The sequence below is a fragment of the Kitasatospora sp. NPDC059827 genome, from assembly GCF_042731675.1.
Classification (GTDB): Bacteria; Actinomycetota; Actinomycetes; order Streptomycetales; family Streptomycetaceae; genus Kitasatospora.
This window is the reverse complement of the sequence record NZ_JBHWIV010000014.1, coordinates 126,313-148,703: the sequence shown is the minus strand read 5'-3', so window position 1 is coordinate 148,703 and position 22,391 is coordinate 126,313. Positions and strand designations below refer to the sequence as shown.

General features: G+C 73.8%; 10 protein-coding genes and 2 pseudogenes. 7 read left to right on the top strand and 5 right to left on the bottom strand.

Annotated elements, in window-relative coordinates:
- Positions 1-24: 24 nt before the first annotated feature.
- Positions 25-351 carry a divalent-cation tolerance protein CutA gene (cutA, locus tag ACFV8H_RS12240; RefSeq protein WP_380398873.1) on the top strand — a complete coding sequence of 109 codons (327 nt, stop codon included), beginning with the start codon at positions 25-27 and terminating at the stop codon, positions 349-351.
- A gap of 4 nt (positions 352-355) precedes the next feature.
- Here the strand turns inward: cutA and ACFV8H_RS12235 are convergent, their stop codons facing one another.
- Both ACFV8H_RS12235 and ACFV8H_RS12230 read right to left on the bottom strand, forming a co-directional pair.
- The gene (locus ACFV8H_RS12235) at positions 356-1,441 is read right to left on the bottom strand and encodes a transcriptional regulator (RefSeq protein ID WP_380398893.1); all 1,086 of its coding nucleotides are present in this window, start codon (positions 1,439-1,441) and stop codon (positions 356-358) included.
- Between the two features lie 33 nt (positions 1,442-1,474).
- A pseudogene (locus tag ACFV8H_RS12230) lies at positions 1,475-1,591 on the bottom strand (helix-turn-helix transcriptional regulator); the annotation flags it as partial.
- 179 nt (positions 1,592-1,770) lie between these two features.
- On the opposite strand from ACFV8H_RS12230, the pseudogene ACFV8H_RS12225 reads away from it, so the two are divergent.
- Both ACFV8H_RS12225 and tgmC read left to right on the top strand, forming a co-directional pair.
- A pseudogene (locus tag ACFV8H_RS12225) lies at positions 1,771-1,956 on the top strand (ATP-grasp ribosomal peptide maturase); the annotation flags it as partial.
- Positions 1,953-3,101 (top strand): ATP-grasp peptide maturase system methyltransferase, encoded by a 1,149-nt coding sequence (tgmC, locus tag ACFV8H_RS12220; protein WP_380398871.1) that lies wholly within the window; start codon positions 1,953-1,955, stop codon positions 3,099-3,101. The pseudogene ACFV8H_RS12225 and the gene tgmC, both read left to right, overlap by 4 nt.
- Before the next feature lie 81 nt (positions 3,102-3,182).
- On the opposite strand, the gene ACFV8H_RS12215 is transcribed toward tgmC, so the two are convergent.
- The 3 genes from ACFV8H_RS12215 to ACFV8H_RS12205 are packed head-to-tail and all read right to left on the bottom strand — an operon-like array spanning position 3,183 to position 9,218.
- Entirely contained in the window at positions 3,183-4,724 is a 1,542-nt protein-coding gene (locus ACFV8H_RS12215) for an AMP-binding protein (protein WP_380398870.1), read from the bottom strand.
- Between the two features lie 22 nt (positions 4,725-4,746).
- Positions 4,747-5,973 carry an NAD(P)/FAD-dependent oxidoreductase gene (locus ACFV8H_RS12210; protein WP_380398868.1) on the bottom strand — a complete coding sequence of 409 codons (1,227 nt, stop codon included), beginning with the start codon at positions 5,971-5,973 and terminating at the stop codon, positions 4,747-4,749.
- Positions 5,970-9,218: an amino acid adenylation domain-containing protein gene (locus ACFV8H_RS12205; protein WP_380398866.1), complete on the bottom strand. Its 3,249-nt coding sequence runs from the start codon at positions 9,216-9,218 to the stop codon at positions 5,970-5,972. The genes ACFV8H_RS12210 and ACFV8H_RS12205 overlap by 4 nt, the downstream gene beginning before the upstream one ends.
- A 194-nt stretch (positions 9,219-9,412) precedes the next feature.
- Here ACFV8H_RS12205 and ACFV8H_RS12200 point away from each other — a divergent pair, with 194 nt between their 5' ends.
- From ACFV8H_RS12200 to ACFV8H_RS12185, 4 genes are all read left to right on the top strand, one after another.
- Positions 9,413-14,989, top strand: a complete 5,577-nt coding sequence (locus ACFV8H_RS12200) for an amino acid adenylation domain-containing protein (RefSeq protein WP_380398864.1) — start codon at positions 9,413-9,415, stop codon at positions 14,987-14,989.
- Positions 14,990-15,054: 65 nt separating this feature from the next.
- Positions 15,055-15,807: a thioesterase II family protein gene (locus ACFV8H_RS12195; protein ID WP_380398862.1), complete on the top strand. Its 753-nt coding sequence runs from the start codon at positions 15,055-15,057 to the stop codon at positions 15,805-15,807.
- Positions 15,804-17,078 (top strand): MFS transporter, encoded by a 1,275-nt coding sequence (locus ACFV8H_RS12190; protein ID WP_380398860.1) that lies wholly within the window; start codon positions 15,804-15,806, stop codon positions 17,076-17,078. The genes ACFV8H_RS12195 and ACFV8H_RS12190 overlap by 4 nt, the downstream gene beginning before the upstream one ends.
- 67 nt (positions 17,079-17,145) lie before the next feature.
- Entirely contained in the window at positions 17,146-22,311 is a 5,166-nt protein-coding gene (locus ACFV8H_RS12185; RefSeq protein WP_380398858.1) for an amino acid adenylation domain-containing protein, read from the top strand.
- Positions 22,312-22,391: the final 80 nt, after the last annotated feature.

Genomic DNA, 22,391 nt, shown 5'->3' with positions numbered 1-22,391 from the left:
CTGGAACTGGGTACCGTTCACCGCATGACGAACCGTGACTTCATCGTGGTATCGACCACTCATGATGCCGAGGACAAGGCCCGGGAGTTGGCTGCCATGGTGGTCCGCGAGCGTCTGGCGGCCTGCGCGCAGGTGTACCCCGTGCGGTCGGTGTACTGGTGGGACGGCGAGGTGCAGGACGCGGAGGAGTGGCGGGTCGATCTCAAGACCCGCTCGGATCTCGCCGACAGGCTGGCCGAGTTCATCGGCGAGAACCACAGTTACGACACCCCTGAGATCATCGGCGTACCGGTGGTCACTGGCTCGACCGCCTACCTGGACTGGGTGAACACGGAGACGCGCACCGACTGAGTGGCTACGCGAGGGCGGCCTGGATCTCTTCTCGGAGTTCTCGGGCCGCCGCCGTCCCTGGAAGCCGGTCGGCGAGGGCGGACAGGCGAACGTGTCCGATGGTCGTCTCGCTCTCGATCGTGGCTGCGAGGGCCCGGCGGCCGAGGTTGACGGCCTGGTCCACGTTGCCGGACGTCAGGTATCCGGATGCGACGTCGCCGAGGATGGCCACACGAACCTTGCGGTCGTCCTCACCGAGGTCGGCCAGCGTCTGGTCTGCAGCGGAGCCAAGACCCTGGTGCCGCAGCCGGGCGTACGCAGAAACCCGCATGGAGCCAAGCCTGGCTCGTCCGTAGAAGGACGTCCACGCCGGGGCGGTTGCAGGGTCGGCGTAGTCAAATGCTGTCTCGGCACGGTCGAGTGCCCGAACGGCGCCTTCCCGGTCCTCGGCAGCAGCGCATTCCTCGGCCTCTCGGGCGGCGAGCCAGGACCGTGCTGCCGCGTAGTCGCGGCCGCGCACGTGTTCCTGGGCAGCCGCCAGCATCTCCCTCGCCCGGGGCGCCGACGCACCGTACGAGGCGTATCCGAGCACCAGGGCGTGCAGCGGGCGGTGCCCGGAGACGCCGGCAGCCTTCCGAGCTGTGCGGTAGTAGCCCTGGGCTCGCTCATGGTCGCCGAGGTCCCAGTACGTCCATCCGGCGAGGGCAGCTGTCTCCCCGGCCGCGATGGTGAGTGCCTGTTGGTGCACTCCGGCCGTCGGCAGCAGCGCGGTGATGTCCTCCAGGTGCGCTCCGAGCTTGGAGGCAAGCATCCGGGCTGGGGTGTGCTCTTCCTCGCTGAACATGGAGACGGTGGTGTTCAGCAGTGCCGCTGTGCTCTCGGCGTCGGGCCTGCTGCCGCCGAGAACCGCTGCCAGGCGCTCCCACGGCTCGCTCGCCACACCGGCCACCAGCGCTACCGCGTCAAGCGTGAAGTCGCGCCGGTTCACGTCGTCCTCCTCCCCTTCGGGTAGCAGGGCTGTCGACCTCTGGGTGAACGCCGCCGTCTTGACCGTCTCGACAGTGAGGAGTTCCGCAAGTCCTGTCACCGTAACCTTCAACAGCCATGCCAATTTGGGGCGTTGGTACGGCAGCGGGGTTGCCCGGCCAGTCTCCCACCGCACGACCGTGGACGTGGCGACGCCCGCCGCGTTGGCGAATTCTTCTTGGCTGTAGCCGAGTGCCGCGCGGCGCCCAGATAGCCGATCTCGCCTGGCCGCCATAGCGCCCCCGGTTCTGGACGGAATTTCCCCAGGCCAGACACGGGAGTGGGCGGAGAACGCCTGGGAAATGCCTCGACTCTGCTCTGGGAGACCATAGCTGACGGTGGCTCACTGGTCACGTTCGGTCGCAGGGAGGACTCGGCCGGCGTCTGGTCCGGGGCTCTTCGGGTTGGCTGCTGGCCCTGCACGCCTACCTCGCTCGCTTCGGGCTGGTCTTCGGTGCTTTCGACTTCGCGGTGGACCGGCAGGGTCGATGGTGGTTCCTGGAGTGCAATCCGTCCGGCCAGTGGTACTGGCTGGAGCCCGAGACCGGCCTGCCGATGCTCACGGCGATGGCCGACCTGCTGGAGAGGAGGACCGGATGACCCGGACCGACGGCGACAGCGCCCACTTGCGCCGGGCGCTCGCCGAGAGCCTGGCCGAGCTCGGGGCCCTGAGGAGCGTGCCGTGGCGCGAGGCGGTGGAGGCCGTGCCCCGTGAGGCGTTCCTGCGGGGCGGATGGTTCGATGCCGTCCCCGGCTCCGCGCCGACCGCCTGGCGTCCCGTCATGCCCGGCTCGCCGGGCTGGCTCGAGCGGTGCTACCGGGACGAGTCCCTGGTCACGCAGGTCGCCGGGACGATCGTGCCCGGCGACCTGCGGGGCGAGATCATGCGGACCCCGACGTCCTCCAGCACCATGCCGAACCTGGTGGTGCGCATGTGGGAGGAGCTCCGGGTCGAGGACGGCCACCGGGTTCTCGAAGCGGGCACCGGCACCGGCTACTCGACCGCGATGGGCTGCCACCGGCTGGGCGAGGAGAAGATCGTCTCCGTCGAGGTCGATCCGGAGCTGTCCGCACGGGCCGGCGTGTCGTTGGGAGCTTGCGGGTTCTTCCCCGAGCTCGTCGTCGGCGACGCCCTGGCCGGCGTCGCCGGAGGCCATCGGTTCGACCGGGTCATCTCCACCTGCGGTGTCCTCACGATCCCGCCCGCCTGGATCGAGCAGACCCGACCGGGCGGGATCATCCTGGCCACCGTGTGCGGCTGGATGTACTCCTCGGAACTCGCCCGGCTCACCGTGAGCGAGGACGGCACCGCACACGGCGGCTTCCTCGGGGGGCGGATCTCGTTCATGCTCGCCCGCCCCCAACTGCCTCCGCGACTCGGCATGCTGCCCGACCTGGACGCCGGGGACGAGCGCGCCGCCGTCTACGGGCCCGACGTCCTGGGCGACTGGACGGCCCGCTTCGTCTCCCAGATCGCGGCTCCCCGAGCTCAGAGGGTCATGCTCAGCGTCGACAGCGGCCAGGAGCGGCACGTCATCATCGATGTCGAGGCCGGTGCATGGGCCGCTCTCACCCGGGAGGGGAACCGGTGGACCGTCCGCCAGGGCGGGCCGGCCCGGCTCTGGGACGACATCGAGGAGCACCTGACACAGTGGCTGGCCGACGGGTCCCCGGGGCTGGAGGCCTTCGAGATCCTCGTCACGCCGGAGGGCCAGGCCATCACGTGGCCGAGGTGCGCGGGCTGAGACCGGCCGCTGAGGGAACTCGTGTCACGGCACCGGGGAGGAGCCGTCCAGCGGAGGACGGCCCCTCCTTCGGCAGGACGTTCAGTGCCGCTCGGCGAGCGTGCGGGCCACCGCGTCGCGGTCGACCTTGCCGCTGTGGGTGCGGGGCAGAGTGGCGACGGTGGTGAAGGTGCGGGGGATGTACGGGTCCGGGAGGTGGCGGCGGAGTTCGTCCGCCGCCAGGGCCGGGTCCAGTGGGGCGGCGCCCGCGTCGACAGTTACCGCGCAGTGCAGCGAGCGCGAGCCCTGCCCGTCGTCCAGGGCGACGCAGACCGCGGCGGAGACGGTCGGCAGCTCCAGCAGGCGGACCTCGATCTCCAGCAGGTTGACCCGGTAGCCGCGGATCTTGACGTCCTTGTCCCGGCGGGCCAGGAAGGTCACCGCGCCGTCCTCCAGTCGGACCAGGTCGCCGGTGCGGAAGGCCGCGGTGTGCCCCTGCGGGGTCGGGTCGACGGTGACGAAGCGCTTGGCGTTCAGCTCCGGCTGGTTGAGGTAGCCGGGCGACAAGGGCGCGCCGGCCACCAGCAGTTCGCCGACGTTCGGCTCGGCCGCGTCCAGCGGGTCGATCAGCAGCTCGCAGCCCGGCAGCGGCACGCCGATCGGCGGCAGCGCGGGCCAGGAGGCGCTGGGGCCGGTCAGGGTGTGGGCCGTCACCATCGCGGACTCGCTCTGCCCGTAGTGGTTGTTCAGCCGGCACTCCGGCAGCCGGGCGAACAGCTCGCGGATGTCCGGGGTGCAGACCAGCTGCTCGCCGGCCGCGTTGACCTCGGCGAGCGCCAGGTGCTCCAGCGACTCCTCCTCGGCCGCCGCCACGGCGAGCATCTGCAGGGCGACGTACGGCAGGAAGAGCCGCTCGATCCGGTTCTCCCCCAGCCACTCCAGCAGTTCGAAGGGGTCCTGCCGCAGCTCCTCCGGCACCACCACGAGCGTGCCGCCGCCGCACAGGGTGCCGAGCACCTCCTGGAAGGAGACGTCGAAGTTGAGCGGGGCGAACTGGCCGGTGCGCAGGTCCCGGCGGACGGAGTGGCTGCGCTGCCAGTCGGCCATCACGTCCAGGCAGCTGTGCGGCACGGACACGCCCTTGGGCAGGCCGGTGGAGCCGGAGGTGTAGATGATGTACGTCCACAGCTCGGGGCGGCACTCCACCTTCGCGGCCGTGCCGGCGGTCGGCAGGCCGGCGATCGGCAGGGCGGGCACCGGCACCTCGAACTCCGGCGGCGCGTCCGCGTACAGCACCAGGCCGGCGCCGCTGTCCTTGAGCATGTGGGCCAGCCGCGCCGCCGGGTACTCGCTGTCCAGCGGGAGGTAGGTGGCGCCCGCCCACATGGTGCCCAGCAGCGCGGCCACCACGGCGGCGCTGCGCCGGCCGGTGACGGCGACCCGGTCCTCGGGGCCGATCCCGGCGGCGGCCAGGCCGTCGGCGATGCCCTTGACCCGTGCCAGCAGCTCGCCGTAGGTCAGGCTGAGCTCGCCGTCGACCACGGCGGTCGCGCCGGGCGTGGCGAGGGCCTGCTCCTCGAACGCGGCCAGCAGGCAGGGCGGGTGGGACTCGCCGCCCCAGAGCGAGAGTGGAGCGGGACTCATGCGGTTCCTCCTGATAAGGGGGTCAGAACTGGTCTTCGTCGTCGAGGTCGTCGAGGTCGTCGAAGTCGTCGAACAGCGCGTCGTCGTCGAAGAGTTCGTCGATGCCGAGCATGCCCGCGACGACGGCGAAGTAGCGCCCGGTCAGCTCGGGCGAGGCCGCGATGGTGCGCAGCATCTCCAGCCGGGACGGCGTCACGGTGAGCCTGGCCAGCTCCAGGGTGCTCTGGTACGGCTCGGTCAGCTCCTCGTCCCGGCGGCGGGTGAACCGGGCGAGCGCGGCGTCCAGCCGGACCGGGTCGGCCGTCCCCACCGCCAGCTCCTCGGCCAGGAAGGCGGCCTGGAGCAGGGCGTTGGTGATGCCGCGGGCGCTGATGGTGTCCAGGTGGTGCCCGGCGTCGCCGACCAGCACCCAGCCGGGGCCGTGCCCGCGGCGGAAGTAGTTCTGCTGGTCGCCGGTGCCGATGATCGCCTCGACCTGGTCGGCCTCGGCGACCTGCTGGTACAGCTCGGGCGCGGTGGAGCGGACGGCCGCCAGGTGGTGGCGGAACGGGTCCTGCCTGACCTCGGCGAAGCGGTCCTGCGGGAAGTAGGTGGAGATCAGGGTGACGTCGTCGTGGGTGGGGATCCGGACGATCCAGTTGCCGGGGCTCTCGTGGAAGCCGAAGCCGGTGGTGATGCCCGTCCAGGCGGTGTAGTACACACAGCTGGCCCGCGGGTCGCTCACTTCCAGTGGCGCGTCCACGAGTTGGGCCACCCGGGAGCGCATCCCGTCGGCCCCGACCACCAGCCGGGCGTACTCGGTGCGCACACCGGTGGCGGTACGGAAGCGGACGCCGGTGACCCGGCCGCCGGAGTGCACCAGCTCCTGGAGGTTGGCCCGGTCGACGAACTCGACGCCCGCCTTGACGGCCGCGTCGACCAGCAGCTGGTCCAGCACCTGGCGACGCGGGGCGAAGGCGGCCGGGGCGCCCGGCATCACCGGCGCCGGGGCGGCCAGCCGGACGCCGCCGACCTCGTAGCTGATGGTGTCCAGCACCGGGCAGCCGGAGTCCAGCAGCGCCGGGAGGACGCCCCACTCGGAGAGCTTGGCCACGCCCGGCTGGTGGATGAACAGGGTGGACATGGTGTCCGAGGGGAAGGCGGCCCGGTCGATCAGCAGCACCTTGCGGCCGGCCCGGGCCAGCAGCAGGGCGGTGGCGGCGCCCGCGACCCGGGCGCCCACCACCACGGCGTCCCAGCCGCCGCTCACCGCTCGGCCCCGGCGGGCTGCGCCTGCGCCTCCGTGGGCGGCTGCGCCTGGGCGGCGGCCAGCTTCTCCGCGACCAGCTCCTCCAGCGTCCGCGCCGTGGCCCGGACCGTCGGCTCCGAGTAGAGCGTGACCAGCGGGAACTCCACGCCGAGCCGTTGGCGCACCCGCGCGGTGAACCGGGTGGCGATCAGCGAGTGCCCGCCGAGCATGAAGAAGCCGTCCTCGGCGCCGATCCGCTCGACGCCGAGCAGTTCCCGCCACACCCCGGCGACGAACTGTTCGGAGGGCGTGCGCGGCGCCTCGCCGCCGGAGGCCTGCGCACCGGCCGGCGGCTCGGGCACCGTGAGCGCCTTGCGGTCCACCTTGCCGTTGGCGTTCAGCGGGACGGCCCGCTCGACCACCAGCTGGGCGGGGATCATGTACTGCGGCAGCCACTCCTTGGCGTGCTCGCGGACCGCGTCGAGGGTCGGCGGGTCGGCCGGGTCGACGGCGGTGACGAAGGCCACCAGCCGCTGCGCCGGGCCCTGCGCCGCGATCACCACCACGGCCTCCTTCACCTGCGGGTGGCCGAGCAGCGCCGTCTCGATCTCGCCGAGTTCGACCCGCATGCCGCGGATCTTGACCTGGTGGTCGCTGCGCCCGACGAAGCGGAAACCGCCGTCGGGGTGCAGCAGGCCCTGGTCGCCGGTGCGGTAGAGCCGCTCGCCGGGGCGGAACGGGTCGGGCAGGAAGGCGCCGGCGGTGCGGGCCGGGTCGTTGAGGTAGCCGCGGGCCAGGCCGAGGCCGCCGATGTAGAGGTCGCCGACCACGCCGACCGGTACCGGCCGCAGTTCGTCGTCCAGCACGTGCACGGTGTTGTTGTCGAACGGGCGGCCCAGGTTGACCGCTCCGGTGGCGCTGCCGTCGGCCGGGCCGCAGGTGTGGCAGGTCGAGTCGATGGACACCTCGGTGGCGCCCCAGGTGTTGTGCAGCGCGCCCGGCATCAGCCGGTGGAAGCGATCGACCGTCGACGGGGTGAGCGCCTCCCCGCTGGAGGTGGTGTTGCGCAGCAGCGGCGGCACCCGGTCGGGCACCTGCTCCACCAGGTCGAGCACCGCGTTCAGCATGCTCGGGACGACCTGGAGGTACACCGACTCGTACCGGGTGGCGGCCTCCAGCACCGCCACCGGGTCCCGGTGGCGGCCCGGTTCGAGCACGGCCACCCGGCCGCCGACCGAGAGCGGCCAGAAGATCTCCAGGGCGGCGTCGTCGAAGGTCAGGGTGGTCTTGTGGAGCACCGTCTCGCCCCGGGCCAGCCGGTGCTTGCGCTGCATCCAGACCATCCGGTTGACCCAGCCGCGGTGCCGGCTGGCCACGCCCTTGGGCATGCCGGTGGAGCCGGAGGTGTAGTAGACGGAGACCAGGTTCTCGGGGTGCGGACGGGGGCCTCCGGCCGGGGCGCCGGGCACCGCCGCGGGATCGAGGTCCGCCGGGTCGAGGTCCGCGAGGTCGAGGTCCGCCGGGTCGACGGTCACCGCGCCGACCGAGGCCGCGTCGACCTCCTCGGCCAGGGCCCGCGCCGCCAGCAGCACCGGGGCGCCCGCGTCGGCCAGGATCTGCCGGATCCGGGCCGGCGGGCTGGCCGGGTCCAGCGGCAGGTAGGCGCCGCCGGCCTTGAGGATGCCGAGCAGCCCCACCACCATCTCCGCCGAGCGCTCCAGGCAGATGCCGACCGCGCGCTCGGGGCCGACGCCGCGCGCCCGCAGCTCCCGGGCGAGCGTCCCGGCCCGCTCGTCCAGCTCGCGGTAGCTGAGCCGGGCCGTTTCGGAGACCACCGCGACGTCGTCCGGGGTGCGCGCCGCCTGCGCCTCGAACAGCTCGTGCAGGCAGGCGTCGGCCGGGAACTCGGCGGTGGTTCCGTTCACCTCCCGGTCGAGCCGGATTTCCGCCGCGGAACGCAGTTCGATACGGGCCAGCGGTGCCTGCGGATCGGCCAACGCCCCCTCCAGCAGGGCGCGGTAATTCGCGCCGAGCCGGGCGACGGTCGCTTCGTCGAACAGGTCGCTGTCATAGGCGATGACGCCGGCCACGGAACCGTCCGCGGCTCGTGCGAGGTCGAACTCCAGGTCGGTCTGAACGAATCCGGTCGGGACGTTCCAGCGGCTCGTCCGCAGGCCCTCCAACGGGAGGGGGGCCGGGGACTCCTGGTGGTATCCGAATACCGCCTGAACCAGCGGCGAGTGGCTGACCGCACCCTGACTGTCCGTCACCTTGACGATTTCGTCGAAAGGCACCGACTGGTTGCGGAATCCCCCGATGAAGGTGGCACGGCAGCGCTGGAGATACTCCGAGAAGCTCTCCCCGCGACGGCTCCGGCTGCGCAGCGGAAGGATGTTGACGAAGAATCCGATCGTCTCGTCGAGGGCGGAGTCGTCCCGGTTGGTGACGGGCGCGCCCACCACCACGTCGCGCTCCCCGCTGTAGGCGTGCATCAGCAGGGTGAAGGCGGCCAGCAGCACCACGTAGTCGGTGGTGCGGTGCCGGGCCGCGGTCTGCCGCACCCGCTCGGCGAGGCCGGCGTCCAGCGCGAAGTCCAGCAGTTCGCCGCGGAACCGCTGGCGGGCCGGCCGGGGCCGGTCCAGCGGGAGTCGCAGCAGGTCGGGGGCGCCGGCCAGGTGCTCGGCCCAGTAGGAGAGTTGGCGCTCCGCCAGGCCGTCGGCGAGCCGCCGGGCCAGCGCGGCGCCGTACTCGCCGTAGTCGTGCCCGACCTCCCCCGCGACCGGCGGGCGCCCGGCCAGCACCTCCGCGTAGCCGCGGCCGATCTCGGCGGCGATCACCGCGTTCGACCAGCCGTCGGTGACGATGTGGTGCAGGTTCAGGAGCAGCGTCCACTCCGCGTCCGCCGACCGGAACAGCCGGAAGTCGAAGACTCCGGGGCGCTCCAGGTCGAACGGCTCCGCGGCGGCCTCCCGCACCCGGGCCCGGAGGGAATCGGGATCCCCCCTCAGGTCGTGCACGGGAAGGCTGAACTCCAGGTGGTCCACGACCACTTGCACGGGCTGGTCGTCGACCACGGAAAAGCCGGTCCGCAGCGCGGCGTGCCGGGATATCAGTGCACGGATTGACTGTTCCAGTGCGGGGACATCGAGTCCCCCCCTGATCTCGTGCGCCACCGGGCCGTTGTAGAGCGGGAGCCGCGGATGCAGGCTGTGCAGGAGCCACAGCCTGCGCTGTTGCGGCGAGATCGGAACGACACGCTCGGGCATGGGTTGATCCCCCGCTCTCATCACTGCAAGATGCCGCGAGACTACCCTACTCGATGCGATCATGACAGAGGTCAAATCCCTTACGGGCGAGGCAAGATCTTGCCCCTTGCCGAGCCATTTCCCGCCTGTATGCTGACGTTCCTGGGGGACGCGGAGGTGTCTCCATACCCAGGAGGAAAGGGCGTCTACGAGCCGTGGACAGCGAGTTCCCCGCCCAATCGGACGCCGCGGACGAGGATCCGTTCCCGGCGTCGAAGGTCCAGGAGCAACTCTTCCTCGCACAGCAGACCGTGGGTGACGCACCGACCTTTCACATCCCGTGCTTCTGGGAAGTCCGGGGACCGGTCGACATCCGTGCACTCCGGAATGCCGTGACCGCCGTGCTCGCACGGCACGAGGCACTGCGCACCACTTTCCGCATTCACGAACAGGGACTCCTCCAGGTCGTCCATCCGGAACCCAGGCTGGAATGGCGCCTGGCCACCTGCCGGGACGCGGAGGAACGCGAACAGCGGATGGCGCACGCCGCCCGCGCCCCCTTCGACCTGGAACGCGGCCCACTGCTCCGGGCCGGTGTGCTGAGCTGCGCCGACGGCAGCCACGTGGTGGCGCTCTGCTGCCACCACGCCGTCTTCGACGGCTGGTCGGCCAAGCTGGTGCGCGACGAACTGATCGCCCATTACCGGGCGTTCACCACCGGCACCGAGCCCGACCTGCCCGAGGTCGAGTACCAGTACGGCGACTACTCGCTCTGGCACGACGAGTGGCTGGAGAGCCCGGCCGGTGAACGCGCCCGGCGCGCCTGGGTCGAACTGCTCGCCGGTGAACTCCCCGTGCTGGAGCTGCCGGGGGACGTCCGACCGGCCGACCGCGCCACCGGCCGCGCCACCGCCGCCGACCGGGAGGCCGCCGTCACCGCCCCCGGCGGCACCGCCGACCTCCCGCTGCCCGGCCCCGCCGTCGAACGGCTCGCCGCGCTCGCGACCGAGCTGCGCACCACGCTGTTCACCGTCCTGCTGGCGGCCTACGACCTGCTGCTCGCCGACCGCACCGGCCTGCGCGACGTCATCGTGGGCACCCCCGCGCTCAACCGCAGCCGGACCGAGTTCCAGCGGACCGTCGGCTGCTTCGTCAACATGATCGCGGTCCGCACCGACCTCGACGGCCCGCGCACCTTCCGCGAGTTGGTGGAACGGGTGCGCGCCGCCGTGCTGCGCGCCCAGGACCTCCAGGCGGTGCCCTTCGAGACGGTGGTCAAGGACGTCCGGCCGACCCGGCACCAGGACCACTCGCCGGTCTTCCAGGTCGCCTTCACCGTCGGCGAGGACTTCTTCGAGCCGGTCCGGGCCGGGGAGTTGGAGTTCCGGCCGGTCGAGGTGCCGTCGGTGACCGCCAAGTACCAGCTCGCCCTCCAGGTCAACCGCACCCCGGACGGCGCGGTCGCCGAGTTCGAGTACCGGGCCGACCGCTTCTCCCCCGCGTGGATCGCCGACTTCGGCGCCCGCTACGCCCGGGTGCTGGAGCTGGCCGCCGAGCAGCCGGACCGCCCGCTGACCGACTTCCTCGGCTCCGACACCGTGTCGGCTGCCGCCGAACTCGCCGCTCCCGCAGGCGATTTCACCGAGATCAACACCGAGACCGGGGCCGAGGCCACCTCCGCTCAGCCCGCAGCCGACACCGCCCCGCGCGACGAGACCGAGCGGGTGCTCACCGAGGTCTGGGCCGAGGTGCTGGGCCGCCCCGCCGTCGGCATCGACGACAACTTCTTCGAGCTCGGCGGCGACTCCATCAGCAGCGTGCAGATCGTCGCCCGGGCCGGCGCCCGCGGCCTCGGCTTCCGGGTCCGCGACCTGCTCCGCAACCAGACCGTCCGCGAGCTGGCCCCGCTGGTGCGGGCCACCGAGCCCGCCGGCGGCGGCACGCCCGCCACCGGGCCGTTCGACCTGGTGGCGGCCGAGGACCGGCCCCGGCTGCCCGCCGACGCCGTCGCCGCGTACCCGCTGACCGCCCTGCAGTCCGGCATGCTCTACCGCAGCGGCCAGCAGGCGCACACCGCGATGTACCACGACGTGCTGGTGAGCCGGTTGCGGGTGGCCTTCTCCGCCGCGGCCTGGCGCACCGCCGTCGCCCAACTGCTGGAGCGCCACGAGCTGTTGCGCACCTCCTTCGCGCCCGGCGGCTTCACCGAACCGCTCCAGGTGGTGCACGCGCGGATCGCCCACCCGCCGGTCAGCTTCGAGGACCTGCGCGGGCTGCCGGAGCCGGAGCAGCGGGCCCTGATCGACCAGCGCACCGACTGGGAGGGCCGCGACCTCTTCGACTGGGAGCGCCCGCCGCTGATCCGCTACCACCTCGCCCGGCTGGCCGAGGACGAGGTCCAGCTGTGGACGGTGGTCCACCACGCCGTGATCGACGGCTGGAGCGAGCGGATCCTGTTCGGCGAGCTGCTCTCGCTCTACCTCGCCGCGCTCGCCGACGGCCCGGCCGCCCTGCCGCCGCCGCCCCGCGCCCACTACCGCTCCTTCGTCGCCCTGGAGCGCGCCGCCGTCCGCGACCCGCGGCAACTCGCCTTCTGGCAGGCGCAGCTGGACGGCCTGGCGCTCGGCTCGGTGCCGGCCGCCCCGGGCACCGGGGTGCCGGACATGACGGTGGTGCCGCGCGAGCTGCCCGCCGAACTGTCCGCCGGGCTCGGCGTGCTGGCCGCCCGCTTGCAGGTCCCGGTGCGGATCGTGCTGCTCACCGCGCACCTGCGGGTGATCGCGCTGCTGACCGGCGCCGAGGACGTGGTCTCCGGCGCGGTCTACAACGGCCGGATCGCCGAGCCGGACGGGGACCGGGTGGTCGGGCTGTTCCTGAACACCCTCCCGGTGCGCTGCCGGGTGGCCGCCGAGAGCTGGTCCGCGCTGATCCGGCAGGTCGCCGCGACGGACATCGCGATCCAGCCGCACCGCCGCTTCCCGATGCCGGAGCTGCGCGGCCGGGTGGCCGGCGCGGCCGCCTTCGAGACCTTCTTCAACTACACCCACTTCCGCAACGAGTCGGACGTCCCGACCGACGAGGTGGAGGTGCTGGACGAGTACAGCCACACCCCCACCGACTTCCTGCTCGGCTCGGAGTTCTACCGCGACACCTCGACCGACCTGATCGGGCTCGGCCTGCGCTACGACGCCGACCGGATCGCCGCGGCCGACGCCGACCGGTACTTCGGCTACCACGTGGCCGTGCTCCGGGCCATGCTGGCCGACCCGGCCGCCTCCCCCACCGCCGCCCCGCTGCTGGCCCCGGCCGAACTCGCCGAACTGGACGGGTGGAACCGGACGGAGCGCAGCCGCCCCGGCCCGCACCTGCTGCACGAGGCGATCACCCGGCGGGCCGCGGAGCACCCGCGGGCACCGGCCGTGCTGTTCCGCGACCGGGTGCTGGACTACGCCGAACTGGACGGCCGGGCCAACACCCTGGCGCACCGGCTGGCCGCCCTCGGCGTCCGGCCCGGCGACCACGTCGGGATCGTCCAGGAGCGCTCCCCGGAGCTGGTGGTCTCGCTGCTCGCCGTGCTCAAGGCCGGCGGCGCCTACGTCCCGCTGGACCCGGCCGACCCGGCCGGGCGCACCGCCGCCCTGCTGGCCGAGTCCGGTTGCCGGACGGTGCTCACCGCCGCCGGCACCGATGGCTTCGAACTGCCCGACGTCCGGGTCGAGTTCGTCCCGGACGACCTCGCGCCCGGCGCCGTGCCCCCCGAGGTCGCGGTGCGGCCCGGCGACCCGGCGTACGTCATCCACACCTCCGGCTCCACCGGCCGCCCCAAGGCCGTGGTGGTCTCCCACCGGGCGATCGCCAACCGGCTGGACTGGATGCAGGAGGAGTTCCGGCTGACCGCCGAGGACCGGGTGCTGCAGAAGACGCCGTACACCTTCGACGTGTCGGTGTGGGAGTTCTTCTGGCCGCTGCGCGAGGGCGCCGCGCTGGTCGTCGCCGAGCCCGGCGGCCACTGGGACCCGGGCTACCTCGAACAGGTGCTGGCCCGGCAGTCCGTCACCGTGGCGCACTTCGTCCCCTCGATGCTGCGGGCCTTCCTGGACGCCGCCGACCTCTCCGCCGCCACCGCGCTGCGCCAGGTCGTGTGCAGCGGCGAGGCGCTGCCGGCCGAGCTCCAGCGGGACTTCCTGGACCGCTCCAAGGCCGCCCTGGCGAACCTGTACGGCCCCACCGAGGCGGCCGTGGACGTGACGTACTGGCACTGCGTGCGCGAGGACGCGGACACCGTGCCGATCGGCCGGCCGATCGCCAACACCCGGATCCACCTGCTCGACCCGGCCGGCCACCCCGTCCCGGTCGGCGTCACCGGCGAGCTGCACATCGGCGGTGTCGGCCTGGCCGACGGCTACCACGGCCGCCCGGACCTCACCGCCGAGCGCTTCGTCGAGCACACCTGGCCGGACGGCGGCACCGAACGCCTCTACCGCACCGGCGACCTCGCCCGGCGCCGCCCGGACGGCGCGATCGAGTACCTGGGGCGCGGCGACGCCCAGGTGAAGGTCCGCGGCATGCGGGTCGAGCCCGGCGAGGTCGAGGCCGTGCTGTCCGCGCACCCGGACTGCGGCTCGGCCGCGGTGACCTTCGACGGCGAGCGGCTGATCGGCTACTACACCGCCCGGCCCGGCACCGGGCTGCCGGCCGCGGAGCTGCGCCGGCACGCCGAGCGCCTGCTGCCCGGGCACATGGTGCCCGCGGTCTGGGAGCCGCTGGCCGAGCTGCCGCTGACCGTCAGCGGCAAGGTCGACCGCAAGCGGCTGCCGGCCCCCGGTCGGGCCGCCCGCAGCGCCGCGCCCGCCCGTCCGCTCGCCCCGGCCGAGGCCCTGGTCGCGGCCGCCTGGACGGACGTGCTGGGCACCGCGGACTTCGGCGCCGACGAGGGCTTCTTCCAGGTCGGCGGGCACTCGCTGGCCGCCGTCCGGCTGATCGGGCGGTTGCGCCGGGACTTCGACCGCCGGCTGGGCGTCGCCGAGCTGTTCACCCACGACACGGTGGAACGCCTGGCCGCCCTGCTGACCGCGCCCGCACCGGCCGCGGCCGGGAACGGCTGGGAGGTGCTGGCGCTGCGCCCCGGCCCCGCCGAGCCGCTGTGGCTGTTCCCCCCGGTCGGCGGCAGCGCCCTGGGCTACCTGGCCCTGGCCGGCGCGCTCGACCCGCGGCTGGCCGTGTCCGGGCTGGACTGCGCCGAGCCGGTCGGGAGCACCGTCGAGGAGATGGCCGCGGCCGCGGTGGCCCGGATCGTCCGGGACCACCCGGCCGGGCCGGTCCACCTGGCGGGCTGGTCCTTCGGCGCGGTGCTGGCCTTCGAGGCCGCGGGCCTGCTGACCGCGGCCGGGCGGGAGGTGACGCTCTGCATGGTCGACGCCGCCTTCCCCGCGCCCGGACAGCTCGACGCACTGGACGACGACCGGACCACCGAGGCGCTGCTCCAGGACACCCTGGCCCTCACCGGCGCCCCGCCGGACGAGTCCGGCAGCGAGGCCTGGCAGGCGCGCCACCGCGTCTTCGCCGCCAACCTGCGGGCGCACCACGCCTACCGGCCGCGCCGCCACCCCGGCGACGTGGTCTACCTGGAGAGCCGGGACGGCCGGGCCCTGGGCAGCGCCGAGGCCTGGCGCGCGGTGGTGGCCGGCGGGTTCCGGCTGCACCGCCTCGACACCGACCACTACGGCCTGGTCCGGCAGCCGCACGTACGGGCCGTCGCGGACGTCCTCGGCGCCGCCGCGCTCGGCGGCTGACCGGCACCGCCCCGGCACCACCGCCCCCACCACCGAATCGACGGGAACAAGGAGTTCACGGCGCCATGCAGACCGACGCGGGCAAATGGCTGTTCCGCCCCCCATCCGAGGACGCCCCGGCACGGATCTTCCTCTTCCCGTACTCGGGCACCGGCGCGTCGATGTACCGCGCCTGGCCCGAGCGGATCGGCGAGGTCGAGATGTGCCTGGTGCAGCTGCCCGCGCGGGAGAACCGCCTGCGCGAGCCGCACCCGGTCACCTACCAGAACCTGGCCACGGCCGCCGCCGCGGCGCTGGCCCCGCTGGTGGACCGCCCGACCGGCTTCTTCGGGCACTGCGGCGGCGCGCTCTCCGCCTTCGCCACCGCGCTCGAACTGGAGCGGGTCCACGGCAAGGAGCTGACGGCGCTCTTCATGTCCTCCCAACTCGCCCCCGACGAGGACCCGTTCGGCCGCTGGCTGTGGCTGGAGCGGGACGACCTCGCGGTCGAGCTGAACGTCCTCGCCGAGGCGGCCGGGACCAGGATGGACCCGGACTTCCTCGACGTGGCCCTGGACGTGCTGGAGGAGGACCTCGCCGCCCAGCGCCGCTACCGGCTGGACGCCCCCGAGCCGCTCGGCTGCGCCGTGCACGCGGTCGGCTGGCAGCACGACGTGGAGATCCGCCCGGAACAGCTCGGCGGCTGGAGCCGGTACGTCCCGGCGGCCCGGCACCACGCACACCTCCTGGACGGCGGCCACCACGCCTTCCTCGCCGCCCCGCAACCGCTGCTGGACCTGATGGGCCGCGCGATGACCTCGGAAGGACCGGCGGCATGAAGCTCAACGGACTGTGGGACCACGCGGACTTCCGCAGACTCTGGGCCGGCCAGACGCTCTCCATGCTGGGCACCAACATGGTGGCGGTGGCCGTCCCGCTGATCGCCGCGGTCAGCCTGGGCGCCTCGGTGTTCCAGATGGGCCTGCTGCTGGCCACCGAGTTCCTGCCCTACCTGCTGATCAGCCTGTTCGTCGGGGTCTGGCTGGACCGGCGGCCGAAGAAGATGATCATCGTGGCGGCGGACGCCGTCCGCTCGCTGATCCTGCTCTCCGTCCCGCTGCTGTCCTGGGCGGACCTGCTGAGCGTCCCGCTGCTGCTGGTGGTGGTGTTCGGCACCGGCGCCTGCAGCACCGTCTCGGACATCGGCAACGCCTCCATCCTGCCCGCCCTGGTCGAGCGCGAGGACCTGGTCGAGGGCAACAGCAAGCTGGAGATGAGCAGTTCGGTCTCCAACATCGGCGGCCGGACCTTCGGCGGCCTGCTGGTGCAGCTGCTCACCGGCCCGGTGGTCATCATGGTCGACGTCTTCGCCTTCGGGCTGGCGGCGGCCTGCACCCTGCGCATCCGCAAGAAGGAGCCGGTGCCGGAGCGCCCGGCCGACGGCCCGCCGTCCTCGATATGGAAGGAGATCGGCGAGGGCCTCTCCTTCATCTTCGGCAACGCGACCCTGCGCACCCTGGTGCTGGTCACCTTCCTGATCAACTTCTCCGCCATCGCGATCGACCCGGTGTTCCTGGTGTTCATCACCCGCACCCTGGACCTGCCCGGCATCCTGGTCGGCGCGCTGCTGGCCGGCACCGGCGTGGGCTCGCTGATGGGCGCCCTGTTCGCGGCCCGGCTGGGCAAGCTGCTGCCCTTCGGCCGGATGGTGGTCTGGTGCACCGTGGCGATGACCGGCGTCGAACTGGTCATCCCCGCCGCGACGGTGATGCCCACCGGCGTCGCCTTCGCGATGCTGATGTTCGTCCAGGTCGCCTACGCCGTGCTGGTGATCGCCAGCGCCGTCAACATCCGCAGCTACCGCTCGGCGATCACCCCGGACGCCATGCAGGGCCGGATGAACGCCTCCACCCGGATGATCGTGATGGCCGGCACGCCGTTCGGCGCGATGGCCGGCGGCGCGCTCGGCACCTGGCTGGGCACCCAGTGGGCGATCGTGGTCTGCGCCGGCGGCATCGGCATCGCCGCCGTCCTGCTGGCGCTCTCCCCGGTCCGCAGGGCCACCGGCATCCCCACCGAGCTCCCCGCCCCGGCCCCCGCCGCCGCCTGATCCCCCGTCGGACCGCAGTGCCCGGCACCCGTACGCCCCCCACGACCAGGAAGGCCAGGAAGGTCTCGTGAACGACACCGACGCGGTCGGCCGCGCCACGCTGGACGCCGTCTTCGCCCAGGCGCTGGCGGAGGAGGCGGGCTCCGCGGCCGCCGCCCCCGCGACCGCCGCCGTCCCGGCCCCCCGCCCGGGCGACGGGCGGGAGCCCGCGTCGCTGGCGCAGAAGCGGCTCTGGTTCCTGGAGCAGCTGAACGGCCCCAACAGCACCTACAACGTCCCGTTCCGGCTCCGGCTGGTCGGCGAGCTCGACACCGGGGCGCTGCGGCTGGCCGTCGGCGACCTGGTGGCCCGGCACGAGGGCCTGCGCACCACCTTCGCCGGCGACGAGGACGAGGTCTTCCAGCTGCTCCTCGACCCGGACGAACTGCCGTGGGAGCAGCGGGACCTGACCGAGCTCGGCGAGCCGGCCGTGGTCGCGCTGATCGAGGAGGAGAGCCGGCTCCCGTTCGCCCTGGCCGGCCGGCCGCTGTTCCGGGCGAAGCTGATCCGCTCCGGGACGGAAGGGGCGGCGCCGGTCCACCACCTCGCCGTCACCATGCACCACGCGATCACCGACGGCTGGTCGGAGGGGCTGTTCTTCCAGGAGCTGGGCGCCTGCTACACCGCGCGGGTCGGCGGCCCGGCGGCCGGCCTGGCGCCGCTGCCGGTGCGCTACGCCGACTACTCGGCCTGGGAGGCCGAGCCGGCCACGGTGGAGCTCTACCGCGGCCAGCTGGCCTTCTGGCGCGAGCAGTTGGCCCGGCTGCCGGAGGAGGCCGGGATCCCGGCCGACCTGCCGCGGCCGGTGCTGCTCAGCGGCGAGGGCGCCAGCGTCACGGTGCCTGTCCCGGCCGACCTCCAGCGGCGGCTGGCCGCCTGGGGCGCCGGGCACGAGGCCTCGCTGTTCGCCACCGCGGTGACGGTCCTCGCCGCACTGCTGCACCGCTACAACGGCGAGGAGCGGGTGGTCGTCGGGGTGCCGGTGGCCAACCGGCCGCAGGCCGAGTGGGAGCCGGTGATCGGCTACTTCGCCAACACCCTGGCCGTGCCGGTGGACCTCGCCGGCGATCCGACCCTGCGCCAACTGCTGGGCCAGGTGCGGACGGTGGCGGCGGAGGCGCTGTCGAACCAGAACGTGCCGTTCGACCGGGTGGTGGAGGCGCTCGGCGTGGTCCGGGACCCGTCCCGCAACCCGGTGTTCCAGGTGATGTGCAGCGTCAACCAGGTGGTGCCGCCGCCGCAGCTGCCGGGCCTGGCGGTGGAGATCGTCGAGATGCGCAACGACTCCGCCAAGTTCGACCTGGAGCTCGCGGTGAGCTACACCGCGGACGAGGTCGGCTTCGCCTTCGACTACGCCACCGACCTGTTCGAGCGGGAGACGGTGGAGCGGCTCGCCGCCGACTACCTGGTCCTGCTGGAGGCCTTCCTGGCCGAGGGCGCGGCGAGCGTCGGCGCGGTGGCGCTGGGCGCCCACGGCCCGGCCGAGGCGGACGGCGCCGAGGCGGAGGTCCGCGACCGCTACGGCAACCGGGCGCCCACCGGGGTGTACGGCGAGCTGCTGCTGGCCGGTGAGCCGAGCGGGCGCCGGGCCCGGGTGCTGGCCGACGGCCGGATCGAGGACGCCGTCGAGGCGCCGCAGCGGGCCGCGAGCGCCCGGCCGGCCGCCGACGGCTCCGCCGCCCCCGCGACCGCCACCGAGCGGGCGCTGGCCGCGATCTGGTCCCGGCTGCTGGGCACCGAGCAGGTCGGCCGGGACACCGACTTCCTGCGCGACGGCGGGGACTCGCTGCTGGCCACCCGGCTGGTCGCCCGGATCCGCCGCCAGTGGTCGGTCAAGCTGTCCGTCCGCCACGTCCTCAAGACCCCGGTCCTCGCCGACCTGGCCAAGCTGCTGGACGAGGCCGCCGCCGCCCCCGCCGAGACCTCCGCCCGCAGTGCGATCCCGGCCGCCACCGGGCCCCGGCCCGAGCTGCTGCCGCTGTCGATGGCCCAGCGCGGGATCTGGATCGTCAACCGGCTCGGGCAGCAACAGGCCTTCTACCACATGCCGTTGGCGGTGCGGATCGAGGGCGAGCTGGACCTCGCCGTGCTCTCCGCCGCCGCCGCGGACCTCGGCCGCCGGCACGAGATCCTGCGGACGGTCTTCCCCGCCGACGCGGGCGCGCCGCGCCAGTCGGTGCAGCCGCCCGAGGCCGTCGCCGAGGTGGTCCGGGCGAGCGCCATCCACCCGAACGGCCTCCAGCAGGCCCTGCGGGACGCCCTGGAGACCCCGTTCGACCTGACCACCGAAGTCCCGCTGCGGCTGCACGTGTTCAGCACCGGCCCGCGCTCCCACGTGCTGCTGGTGGACGTCCACCACATCGCCTGCGACGGCCTCTCGCTCGCCCCGCTCTGCCGCGACCTGGCCACCGCCTACACCGCCCGGGCCGCCGGCCGCGCCCCCGGCTGGCACGAACTCCCCATCCAGTACGCCGACTTCGCCCTATGGCAGGCGCAGCAGCTGGGCCGGGCCGAGGACCCGGGCAGCCCCTTCGGCCGGAGCCTGGAGTTCTGGACCAAGACCCTGGCCGGACTCCCCGAGGAACTCGCCCTGCCCGGGGCGCGCCCCCGCCCGGCCGCGCCGACCTTCCGCGGCCTGCCCACCCGGGTGGAGGCCGGCCCCGAGCTCTACCGGCGGATCACCGCCGCCGCCCACGAGCACGGCGCCAGCGTCTTCATCGTGCTCCAGGCCGCGCTCGCCGCGATGCTCACCCGCCTCGGCGCCGGCACCGACATCCCGCTCGGCACCCCCACCGCGGGGCGCTCCGACCAGGCGCTGGACGACCTGATCGGCTGCTTCATCAACACCGCCGTGCTGCGCGCCGACACCTCCGGCGACCCGAGCTTCCGCACCCTGATCGCCCGGGTGCGGGAGACCAACCTGGCCGCGCACGACCACATGGACCTGCCCTTCGACGAGATCGTCACCGCCCTCAACCCGCCCCGCCGGCACGGCCGCAACCCGCTGTTCCAGGTGATGGCCAGCCTCAACGGCGAGCCCGAGCCGGTCCCGGCGCTCGGCGGACTGCCCACCGAGCCCTTCGACCTCGGCACCCCCGCCACCCCGTTCGACATCACCGTGGAACTGACCGAGGACCGCGCCCGCGCCACCATCGGCGGCGTGCTCACGGTCAGCGCCGACCTCTTCGACGAGGCCGCCGGGGCCGCCCTGGCCCAACGGCTGCTGCTCGCCCTGGAGATCGCCACCGAGCACCCCGACCTGCCGCTCTCGCACTGGGAACTGCTGCTCCCCGGCGAGCGCGAGGCCGTCCTCGGCAGCTGGAGCACCGGCCTGCCCGGGCCCGGCGCGGCCACCCTCGCCGAGCAGTTCGAGCAGGCGGTGGCGGCCGCGCCGGACGCCCCCGCGCTGGAGACCGACGACCTCACCCTGAGCTACGCCGAGCTGGACGAGCAGGCCAACCGGCTGGCCGCCGAACTGCTCGCCCGCGGCGTCGGACCGGAGAGCACCGTCGCCCTCGCGCTGCCCCGCAGCGGGGAACTGGTGCTCGCCGTGCTGGCCGTCGCCAAGGCGGGCGGCGCCTTCCTGCCGCTGGACGTCCGGTTCCCGGTCGAGCGGCTGTCCTTCATCCTCGCCGACGCCGGGGCCGCGCTGGTGGTCACCGACGAGGACGGCGCCGCCGCACTGCCGGCCGACGCCCCGCCGGCCCTGCTGCTGGACGACCCCGACCTGCTGGACGCGCTCGGCGAGCGCTCCGGCGAGCGCCCGGCCGCCGCCCCGGTGCACCTGGCGAACGCCGCGTACGTGCTGTACACCTCCGGGTCCACCGGGCAGCCCAAGGGCGTCGTGGTCACCCACGCCGGGCTGGCCCCGCTCGCCGAGCAGCTGCACCGCGCCGTCCTGCTGCCCGAGACGGCCGCCGCGGCGGCGGGCGGCGAGCAGCCCCGGATGCTCCAGCAGGTGTCCCCCACCTTCGACATGTACGTGATGGAACTCCTGATGGCCTTCCGCTCCCGGGCCGTCCTGGTGGTGGCGCCCCCGCACCCGGTGCTCGGCGAGGAGCTGGCCGTCCTGCTCGAACAGCGGCGGATCAGCCACGCCGTGCTGACCCCGACGGCGCTGGCCGCCCTGCCCGCCCGCGACTTCCCCGCGCTGCGCGCGATCGTCAGCGGCGGCGAGGCGATCGGCCCCGAGCTGGTGGCCCAGTGGGGGCGCGAGCACCGGCTGCACAACGCCTACGGGCCGACCGAGACCACCGTGCTCGGCACCCTGTCCGGCCCGCTGCGCCCCGAGGCCGCGCCGCCGCTCGGCGAACCGATCACCGACTCCCGGCTGTTCGTCCTGGACGCGGCGCTGCGCCCCGTCCCGCCGGGCGTCACCGGCGAGCTGTACCTCGCCGGGGCGAGCCTGGCCCGCGGCTACCTGGGCCGCCCCGACCTCACCGCGGACCGCTTCCTGCCCTGCCCGTACGGCGCGCCCGGCGAGCGGATGTACCGCACCGGCGACCTGGCCCGGTGGACGGCCGACGGCGAGCTGCACTACCTGGGCCGCAGCGACGGGCAGGTGAAGATCCGCGGGGTGCGGATCGAGCTCGGCGAGATCGAGTCCGTCCTCGGGGCGCACCGCAAGGTCGCCAACGCGGCCGTGGTGGTGGACCGTACGGCGGCCTCCGGGCCGCGTCTGGTCGCCTTCGTCTCCCCGGCGGACCCGGCCGACCCGGCCGCCCGGCCCACCCCGGCCGAACTGCGGGCGCACTGCACCCGCTCGCTGCCCCGGGCCCTGACGCCGGCCCGGTTCGTGGTGCTCGGCGCGATGCCGACGCTGCCCTCCGGCAAGACCGACCGCAAGGCGCTGCGGGTCCCGCCGGAGGAGGGCGCCGAGGGCCACCGCACCCCGCCGGGCACCGCCACCGAACGGGCGCTGGCCGCGATCTGGCAGCAGCTGTTCGAGACCGAGCGGATCGGGATCGAGGACGACTTCTTCGTCCTCGGCGGCCACTCGCTGGCGGCGATCCGGATGCTCGCCGAGATCCACCGCGACCTCGGTGTCGAACTGCCGCTGAGCGCCTGCTTCGAGCACCCGACGATCGCGGCGCTGGCGGCCCTGGTCGACCGGACTCCGAAGCCGGACGCCGCCGAGGAGCCGGCCGTGGTGCGCCGGCGCCGCCCGGGCCCGCGGCCCACGCCCGGGGCCTGAACCACGACGGGAGGGCCGGCGGCCGCTGAGCGGTCCGCCGGCCCTCCCTCGTACTCCGACGCCTCGTACGCCGGCTATTC